Source organism: Vibrio sp. 1727 (genome assembly GCF_033344415.1).
Classification (GTDB): Bacteria; Pseudomonadota; Gammaproteobacteria; order Enterobacterales; family Vibrionaceae; genus Vibrio; species Vibrio alginolyticus.
Genome location: NZ_JAWPOT010000361.1, coordinates 1 through 644, shown reverse-complemented (window position 1 = coordinate 644; position 644 = coordinate 1). Strand labels below are relative to the sequence as shown.

Annotated in this window: 1 protein-coding gene and 1 pseudogene; one reads left to right on the top strand and one right to left on the bottom strand. The window is 44.3% G+C overall.

Features of this window, described 5'->3' with window-relative positions:
* A pseudogene (locus tag R8O10_RS25750) lies at positions 1-258 on the bottom strand (ABC transporter substrate-binding protein); the annotation flags it as partial.
* 209 nt (positions 259-467) lie between these two features.
* Here R8O10_RS25750 and R8O10_RS25745 point away from each other — a divergent pair.
* On the top strand, positions 468-644 hold a 177-nt coding region (locus R8O10_RS25745), incomplete at its 3' end, for a GntR family transcriptional regulator (RefSeq protein ID WP_318192030.1).

Below are 644 nucleotides of genomic sequence, written 5' to 3'. Positions count from 1 at the left end.
TTCTTGTGCAGAGCTCATGTCAGTATCTTGATGTTTCAAACCGTAGTTTGATTGCAAATCAGCCCACGTGTCTTTCCAGTTTGCCCAACTGTCTGGCATGCCCACACTGTAAACCGAGCCTTCTTTTTGAGCGGCTTTTACTAGGGATTCTACATTGGCATCCGCTGAAAAAGCAGGCGCCGATAATGTTGCTGTAATTGCGGTGGCTGCAAGCAGTTTGGCAGGCACGGCAGTGGAACGGCTAAGCAAAGTTTTCATTGTCTCCATCCTTCTGGACTAGGTCAGTAAGTTCGCTTTTTATCCTATGGGGGGAATGTGACGGTTTGGTGCAGATAATTTGACAGTTATGATTCACTTCTGTGGCGTTTGTATTTCATTTGATGAATAAGTGAGCAGTTTGACTTGTCATATTTCTGTTACTTAAGCCGCTTATGTTGTTGAGAAAATATCTATTGGACTAGGTCAGAATGAAAGCAACAGGTGCGGGCCAGTTAGGGACGCAGTTAGGAAAAATTAAAACCAGCTTGAGACAGCAAATTCACTCTGGCGTGGTTTCTCAAGGGCAAAAACTGCCTTCAGAAAGAGAGTTAAGTGAGCTGTTTTCTACCACCCGAATCACGATTAAAGATGCGTTAGTCTCGTTG